Source organism: Leclercia sp. M50 (assembly GCF_037150775.1).
Taxonomy (GTDB): Bacteria; Pseudomonadota; Gammaproteobacteria; order Enterobacterales; family Enterobacteriaceae; genus Enterobacter.
Window position 1 is genome coordinate 1 of sequence record NZ_JBBCPK010000129.1, and the last position, 9,016, is coordinate 9,016.

Below are 9,016 nucleotides of genomic sequence, written 5' to 3' on the forward strand. Positions count from 1 at the left end.
GTTCACCGAGACGTTGTACTGGGTCTTGTCCAGCGTATCGTGGCCGGGATAGCGGTTGTTCATGTAGTGACGCACCTGCGGCTCCAGCGAGACGGTAGGGGTCATCTGCGCATTGGCGTAATCGAGGTTCGCCTGCGCCACGTTAGCCTGCGCCCAGGAAGCCAGCACCGCGGGCACCAGCCGGTCATCCGGCTCGTTGATGTCGCAGCTCCGGGCCAGTTTTTCCGGAAAGGCGTTGCTGACCGCGTTCAGATTGCTCCAGCCGAGGTTGCTCATCAGCGTGGCGCGGGCGCTGTCGAGGTTGGCCTGATACTGCATCAGCTGCGAACGCGCCCCTTCGATACGGGCGTCGGTCTGCACCACGTCCGAGAGCGAGGTGGCCCCTTCGTCGTTACGCTGGCGCGTCAGCTTGCCGATGGCGCCGAGCGCCTCAAGCTGCTCTTCGGCGGTCTCCACCATCTGCTGCCACATCTGCACCTGCACCAGGGCGATGGCGGTATCCCGGGCGATAGTGTCGATGCTCAACAGCACGTTGGCCTGCTGTTGCACCACGCCCGCGTCTTCAGCGCGCACCTGGCTTGCCACCTTGCCAAAGTCATAGAGCATCTGGGAGAGGGAGACCACCACCGAGGGGGTAAAGCCGGTATCGCTGGAGTTATTGCTGTAGCCGTTGTCTATCCCGGCGCTGATTTGCGGATAGTATTTCGATTTAGCGACATCGACCTGCTGGATCTGTTCGTAAAGTTTGCCCACCGCTTCGCGAATGGTGGGATGCCAGTTGACGGCGCGGGTCACCGCATCGCCGAGGGTTAAGGTACCGGGGGCGGCCTGACGGGTGGGCAGGGCGACCCGTCCATCCAGAGCGGGCAGCGCCTGATTTTCATTTAATTGTCCAAAACTGATTACCGCAGGCGAATCGGCGGCAAGGACCTGTGCAGACAACAGGCAGCACCCAAGCCACCAGCAAGGTACTTTGTTCATGGCATTATCCCTAAAAAAACTGAACAACTTTATAATGTTAAGCCCGGGCGACGAGCGCCCGGGTCTTGTTATTAGCGCTAACCGGTGATGATGTGATTCTGGTTAACCAGCTCCTCATAAGTTGTCTGAACGTTATCCAGTGTTACCAGTGTAGTATTCGTGTAAATATTTGCCGCTCCGTCCCGGTCGACGGAGATCACGGTATTGCCATTGCTATTTGTGACGTGCAAATAGTTACCGAGCGTCGCGCTACTTCCGTTCCAGCCCACCAGCAGATCGCTGATATCGATCTTGTCTCCCTGCGCCAGTGAGAAGTTGGTCCAGTGGTCGTTACCGCCGTTGCCTGCCGTCCCGTTCCCCGCCGTGTTGTTCAGCACTTCGTAAATCAGCGTGTCGCCATAGGCGCTACCGGTGAAGGTATCGTTATGCTCCGTGCTGACGAACTTCGGTGCCATGTTGATGGTGAGGTTGGCGGTGTCGGTCGTGCCGTTATCGCCGGTCAGTTTGTAGGTAAAGGTCTCCTTCGTGGTCATTGAGGCCAGCGAGACGCCGCTGTTCAGGGTGTAGGTGTAGTGACCATCCACTCCGATGTTCAGCACGCCGTAATGCCCCTGAATGTTGGCGGTAGCGTTGGCCGTGGTGTACGGATCGAGGGTAGTGGTGGTGCCGTTATAGCCGGTGATGCTCAGACGGCTGTCTACCGAGTGCAGCTGATCCAGCACGCCGCCGGAATCCGTGCCGTCGAAGATATTGCCGGTGACGGTGTGGCCCGCGGTGGTGAGCTCATTGTTCAGGTAGACGGTAGTACCGGTGACGTATGGCGTGATGGAGATCTGGCCCACTCCCAGCGGCCCCATGGAGCCGGTAAAGCTCAGGGTGTAGGTCCCGGCGTCCAGATCCAGACCGGTGACGTTTATGGTCGCCACGCCACCCAACAGCAGGCCGCCATTGAATGAACCGCTTCTGGAAACCCCTCCCCCGGTAATGGTCCAGTTTACGTTCAGTCCGCCCAATGACAGCAGGGAGGCGACGTTAAAGTGGAGCACGATGTCATGCAGGGCGGTGTTGGCGTCCACCACAAACGTGCCGCTGCCGCTGCGGGAGGTTGGGGCCAGCAGGGCGGCGTTCCACGTTGCGTTACCCACCGTGTCATCGCGGTAGGCGGCAACCTGCGGGGTAGTATCCACCACCAGCTCGCGGCTGACGTCGTTCACCGCATCCAGCGCCACCGGTGTCGGGGTGATGTTCAGGGAGGCGGTGTCCTTATCGCCATTCGGTGCCGTCACGGTGTAGATGAAGCTGTCCGGGGTGCTGATTTGGTCGGCGCCCACCCCGGCGCGCAGGGTATAGGTATATTTGCCCTGGGCGTCGATCAGCAGCGTGCCGTACTCTCCCTCGATGCGGGTGGTGCCGGTGGCGTTCACGTTAACGCCGTTCACCTGGGTGACAAGCGTGCCCGCAGGCGCGATGTCACTTTGCAGCACGTCGCCGGTGGTGCTGGCGGTGGTGCTGGTGACGGCATAAACGTGGTCCTCAAGCACGTTCAGACGGTAGCCGGTCAGGGCGGTGATCCCCGAGACGGTGTTCATCAGGAAGATGTAATCCCCTGCCGGCAGGGTCAGGGTCAGCGGTGCCGAGGTGCCACCCAGCAGCGGCGCGCGCAGCCAGCCTGCCTCGGTGCGTACCCGCTCGTAGCTCTGGGTTGCCGGGTTGAACTTGTAGATATAGAGGTCAAACACCGAGGCCAGGGCCACCCCGCCGACGCTACTCTGGATGGTCATGGTGCGGGTGGTACCCTCCGCCACGCTGTACTTCATGGTCTCGCTACGATCGTCCAGCAGGTTGAGGTTCAGCACGTTGCCGAGGTTAACCCCCACCACGGTAAAGCCGCCCTGGCTTGACGGGCCGTAGTCGATGGACTGTACCTGCGTGCCGAAGGTCAGGGAGGCGGTGTCGTCCACCGCCGTCACGCTGTTGCGCACCGTGTTCTCACCCAGGGTAATCACCAGGCGGGCGTCGTCCGTGGCCCCTTTTCCGGCGATGTTATAGATGAAGGTGTCGGTCCGGCCCAGCACCGAGGCGCTGGTATTGGTCAGGGTGTAGGTGTAACTCCCGTCGGTGTGCAGGGTCAGGGTGCCGTACAGCCCGTTGATGGTGGTGCCCGCCGCACCTGCCGCCACGTTGACGGTGACGCCGTTGGCGTTGGTCACGCTGGTCACCACCGTGCCGTTTGGCGCGCTGTCGCTGCCGCTCACCGGATCGATATCGGTGATGACGTTACCGTTTTGCACCAGCGTGCCGGACAGGGTACCAGCTGTGGTCTGGGTGACGTCCACGTCCAGGCTGGTGTATGACCCGGTTGCCAGCAGGTTGGTGTTGTAGCTCAGCACACGATACTGCCCGCCCGGCAGACCGGCCAGGTTCAGGGTCACGCCGCTGGCACCCAGGGTCAGCAGGTTGGCGAACTGCGGCAGGCCAGTATCCACTTCGGTGGTCCAGGAGCTGCCGTTCCAGCGCTGCACAATGATCTCCAGGGTGTTAAGCAGGGAGAGCACGATGCCCGTGGCGCTGGCGTTGATCTCCATATCTGCGCTACCGCCGGTCGGTACGGTGAAGGTCACCTGGGCGGAGTTCTCCCCCAGCAGCGACAGCACGTTGCCGACGCCGCCCACCAGCTGCACGCCGTAGTCGCTGTACTGGGCGGTGCTGGTGGTGGCGTTGGTGGTCAGGGCCAGCCCTACCACGTTGTCACTCGCGGACAGCGGCAGGTTTGGCGCAATCACCGTACCGGTGGCGGAGGTGTTGCCCGCCGCATCGGTGGCGGAAAGCGTGATTCGCTCCCCTTCGGACTGTCTGTCGAGGAAGGTGTAGCTCCAGTTGCCCTGGGCGTTAGCGGTGGTGGTCACCACGCTGTTATCGCTCAGCAGCAGGGTGATGGTGCTCCCCGCTTCGGCGGTCCCGCTCAGAACGCTGCCGTCGGCGTTAAAGGTTCCCTGCGGCGTGCCCGGGGCGACGGTATCCACGACAATCGAGCTCAGCGGCGTCACCGGGCTGGTGCCAACCGCATTGCCTGCGGTGGCGGTAAAGGCGTGAGGGCCATTACCCAGCGGCACGGTTGGGGTGTATGTCCAGACCCCGGCGCTGTTGGTGGTCACCGTTGCTAACAACACATTGTTGTCATACAGGGTGATGGTGGAGAGCGGCTGCGCGGTCCCGGTCAGCGTTGGGGTGGTATCGTCGGTGCGCTGCCCGTTGAGCAGATTGCCAATGATGCTGCCCACGTTGTCGTTGACGCTGGTGATGACTGGCGGATTCGGGATCACCGAGTACGGCACCCGCAGATCCACCGTCTGCCCCACGTTACCGGCCCGGTCGGTGGCGAAGAGGTGCAGCAGTTCGGCGTTCACCTGCGGCGTGGAGAGCGCGATGCTGAAGCGCCCGCCCGCGTCGGCTACGCCGGTGCCCAACACGGTCACGTTGTCGGTGCCGAGAATGGTGACGGTGCTGCCCGCCTCGGCGGTACCGTTAATCCGGCCCCCGCTCTCCAGTACAGTCAAACCGCCCGGTGCTCCCGGAGCGATGGTGTCAACGGTGATGGCGGTGACCGGCGACGCCGCGCTGAGGTTGCCCGCCGCATCGGTGGCGGTGGCGGTAAAGTTATGCACCCCGTTGGTGAGGGCGGTGGTGGTCTGCGCCAGCGTCCACTGGCCCTGGGCGTTGGCCGTCACCTCGCCTACCAGCGTGGTGCCGTCGTAGATGCGCACTATTGCGCCCGCTTCGGCGGTGCCGTTGAGGGTTGGACGGGTGTCATTGGTCGGATTGCCGTTGATCACCGGGCCCTGAATCGAGCCGACGTCATCCACTACCGAGGTAATGACAGGCGCAGCCGGGGCGGTGGCATCGACATTCACGGTAAAGCCCGCGGTCGGCAGGCTGACGTTGCCCACCGCGTCGGTGGCGGTCACCGTCAGGGTGTGCAGGCCATCCGCCAGCGGGGTAGTCGGAGTAAAGCTCCAGGCGCTGTTGGCATCGGCCACCACGCTGCCAAGCAGCAGGGCGCCGTCGTAGATGCTCACCGTCGCGCCCGCTTCCGCGGTGCCGCTGAGGGTCGGTCTCGCGTCGTTGGTCAGCTGGCCGCTGGTGAGGGTCGTCACCGCACCGACATCATCCACCACTGAGACCAGCACCGGCACCGCTGGCGGCTGGGTATCTACCGTCAGGCTGAAGGTGTTGGACGGATCGCTGACGTTACCCGCCGCATCCGTTGCCACCGCCGTGAAGTTGTGTGTGGCGTTGGTGAGCGGCGTGGTCAGGGCAATCGACCAGTTGCCGCTGGCATCCGCAGTGGCGGTGCCCAGCAGGATATCGCCTTCAAACACCTGCACCCGGGCGTTCGCTTCGCTGGTTCCGGTGAGCACCGGCAGAGTGTCATCGGTGCGCTGCCCGCTGGGGAGTGCCCCGGTTATGCTGCCGACGTCATCCTGGGCCAGGGCGATCACCGGCGCGAGCGGTTTGATGGTATCGACAATCACCGTAAAGCCTGCCGAGGCTTCGCTGAGGTTGCCTGCCGCGTCGGTGGCGCTGGCGGTGAAGGTGTGGCTGCCGTTACCGAGCGCCGTGGCCGGGGTAAAGCTCCACTCCCCGGCGGCGCTGGCCTGTACGGTGCCAAGGGCCACGCCGTTGTCATAGATCGTCACCGTGGCGCTGGCGGCCGCCTGCCCGGACAGGGTTGGGGTTGGATCGTCAGTCACCTGGCCCGAAACGGTGAGCGGCGTCTGGATGCTGCCCACGTTATCGGCGGCGGCCACGATGGTCGGTGCTGCCGGGGCGGTGGTGTCTACCGTCAGGGTAAAGGCTGCGCTTGCAGGTCCGGTGTTCCCCGCCGGATCGGTGGCGGTGAAGGTGACGCTGCGCAGCCCCTCGGCGAGGGCAGTGTCAGGGGTAAAGGTCCAGTTGCCCGCGGCGTTAACCACCGCGGTCCCGACCGCTTCTCCATCCACAAGGATAGTGACAATCGAGCCCGCTTCGCCGGTGCCGTTAAAGGTTGGGCGGGTATCGTTGGTGATGCCGCCGTTGTTCACCGTGCCGGTAAGGGTCCCGACATCATCCACCACGTTTGCCAGCACCGGCGCCAGCGGCGCGACGGTATCAACGTTCAGGGAGAAGGCCGGCGAGGTGCCCGAGACGTTGCCTGCGGCATCGCTCGCGCTGACGCGCAGCTCGTGCGGCCCCTGAGCCAGATCGGTGTCCGGGATAAAGCGCCAGTTGCCGCTGTCGTCCACCAGCGCGGTGCCGATCTGCTGGCCGTTATCCAGAATGCGCACGGTGCTGCCCGCCACGCCGGTCCCGGTCAGTTCCGGACGTGCGTCGTTGGTGATCTGGCCGCTGACCAGCACGCCGGTATTGCCCGCCACGTCGTCGTTAACGCTAACCAGGACTGGCGTCGCTGGTGGTGTCATGTCCACAGTCAGAGTGTAAGCCCCGGACGCAGCGCTGACGTTGCCCGCCAGGTCGGTGGCGATGGCGGTGAAACTGTGTTGGCCCTCCGCCAGCACCACCGTCGGAGTGAAGCTCCAGATCCCGCTGGCATTGGCGACCACGGTGCCGAGCAGGCGAGTGCCTTCATAGAGGGCGACGCTGCTGCCCGCTTCCGCGGTGCCCGTCAGGGTCGGGGTGTTGTCGTTGGTGCTGCCGCCGCTGACCACGTTGCCAGTCACCGGCCCGACGTCATCATTCGCTCCGGTAATAACCGGTGGTGTCACCACCGTATCCACCACCAGTGAGAACGGTGCCGACGGCTGGCTCTGGTTGCCCGCCGGATCGGTGGCGGTGAGGAGCAGGGTATAGGTGCCATCCGCCAGCGGCTCGGTGGGCGTGAAGCTCCAGGCTCCGGTTGCGCTCACCGGTACGGTGCCGAGCACGGTATCACCGGCATAAATGGTGATCACATCCCCCGGTGTCGCCGTGCCGTTCAGGGTTGGCTGGTTGTCGTTAGTCGGAGTACCGCTAACCACTGAACCGGTGACGGTGCCGACGTTATCCACCAGCGTGCCCAGAGCAGGTGCCGCAGGCGGGGTGAGATCGATGTTCACCGTCGCCTCTGGCGACTGGCCGCTGGTCTGGCCGTCGACGGTGGCGGTGACGCTGAAGCTATGGCTGCCTTCGCTCAAGGCGGTGGCAACCGGCAACGACCAGGCCCCGGTGGTGGCATCGGCGGTGACGGTGCCCAGCGGCGTGGTGCTGCCGTCGAGATAAACGGTCACCACGCTGCCCGGGATCGCCGTGCCGGTAAGGGTTGGCGTGGCGTCGTTAGAGCTGAGGCCCTTGACGTTGATGCTGCCGCCGGTGCCGTTGTCATCCACGATGGCGTCGATAACCGGCACGTCCGGCAGCGCTGGCGTGGCTGGAACGTCATACGATCCCGGCAGGCTGGTGTTGCCCGCCACGTCGCTGGCGGTCAGGCTCAGGGTGACCGCGTCGCTTTGCGGCGGGGTCAGGGCGACGGAGAATTGCCCCTGGGCGTTGGTGACCCCGGTGCCCAGCACCACGTTGCCCGGGCCGGTCACCGTAATAATGGAACCCGCTTCGGCGGTACCGGTCAGCGGCGTACCGCCGGAGACAATCCCGGTCACCACCGGCGCACCCGGCGCCTGGGTATCAACGATCAGGTTAACCGGCGTGCTTTCGCTGGTATTGCCCGCCGCATCCCGCGCCACCACGGTAAAGGTGTGCGGGGCATCGGAGAGCGGGGTGCCGTCAGGGATCGGCAGCGTCCACTGGCCCTGGGCGTCGGTCTGCACCTCGCCCAGCGGTTGTCCGTCAACAGAGACGGTGATGGTGCTGAGCGGCTCCCCGGTCCCGCTCAGGGTCGGGGTGCTGCTGTTGGCGTAGAGCTGGCCGCCTGCCAGGGTGCTGTCGGAGATCGCCAGCAGCTGCGGGATGGCAGGAGGGAGGGTGTCAATGGTGAAGGCGAAGTCGCTCCCCGCCGCGCTGACGTTCCCGGCAACATCCACCGCCGCCACGGTAAGGGTGGTTGGGCCATCTCGCAGTTCCGACGTGGTGATGCTCCAGATGCCGTCAGTGACCTGGCCGCGTCCCACCTCAATGCCGTTGCTGTAGAGAATCACCGTGTTGCCGTTCTCTCCGGTACCGGTGACGGTTGGGGTATTGTCGTTGCTGCTGCCCCCCGCCGTAATGTTGCCGGTGACCGGACCGACGTTGTCATCCACGATGCCGATAGTTGGGATCGCTGGCACGACGCTGTCAACGGTGACGGTCATGCTGCCAGATACCGGCGATGCGTTGCCCGCCGGGTCGGTGGCGGTCAGGGTGAAGCTGTGGGTGCCCTCCGTCAGCGGCAGGTCCGGACGCCACGTCCAGTTGCCGTTGATGTCGACCACCACTTCGCCCACCGGATTGTTTCCGTTGAGGGTCTCGTCATAGATGGTGATGATGTCGTCCGGCGTGCCTGTGCCGCTCAGCACCGGACGGGTATCGTTGGTGGCGCCGTTGTTGGCTACCGGGCCGGTGATATCGCTGACGTTATCCGTCACCACCGGCAGCGCTGGCGTCTCTGGCGCTTCGGTATCGATGGTGATGCTTACCGGCTGGGATGGCGCACTCTCGTTACCCGCGCCGTCGCTGTTGGTCACGGTCAGGCTCAGATCGTAGGTGCCGTTAGGCAGATCCGAAGGCGGCGTCCAGGTCCAGGCCCCGTCCGGCTGCACGGTGGTTTCACCGATAGGGGTGGTACCATTATAGATGGTGACGAGATCCCCCTCATTCCCGGTCCCGCTCAGGGTTGGGGTGGTATCACGGGTGCTGCCCCCACCGGTAAGCGGGGTCTCGCCGCTGCCGTCCGGGTTGACGGTGATAGCCGGAATCTCCGGCGTGGCAGGCGGCACGTTATCCACCACCAGGTTAAAGGTGCCGGAGGTGGCGATGTTGCCCGCCGCATCGCTCACCGTGGCGGTCAGGGCGTGGGTGCCGTTCCCCAGCGGCGTAGTGAGCTGTACGCTCCATGCCCCCGTCGCGC

The 9,016-nt window shown here is 64.4% G+C and carries 2 protein-coding genes; both read right to left on the reverse strand.

The window, feature by feature from the left end:
* On the reverse strand, positions 1-981 hold a 981-nt coding region (locus tag WFM46_RS21160; protein WP_336998455.1), incomplete at its 3' end, for a TolC family protein.
* Positions 982-1,058: 77 nt separating this feature from the next.
* Positions 1,059-9,016 (reverse strand): BapA/Bap/LapF family large adhesin (locus tag WFM46_RS21165; RefSeq protein WP_336998456.1); only part of this gene is annotated, 7,958 nt, incomplete at its 5' end.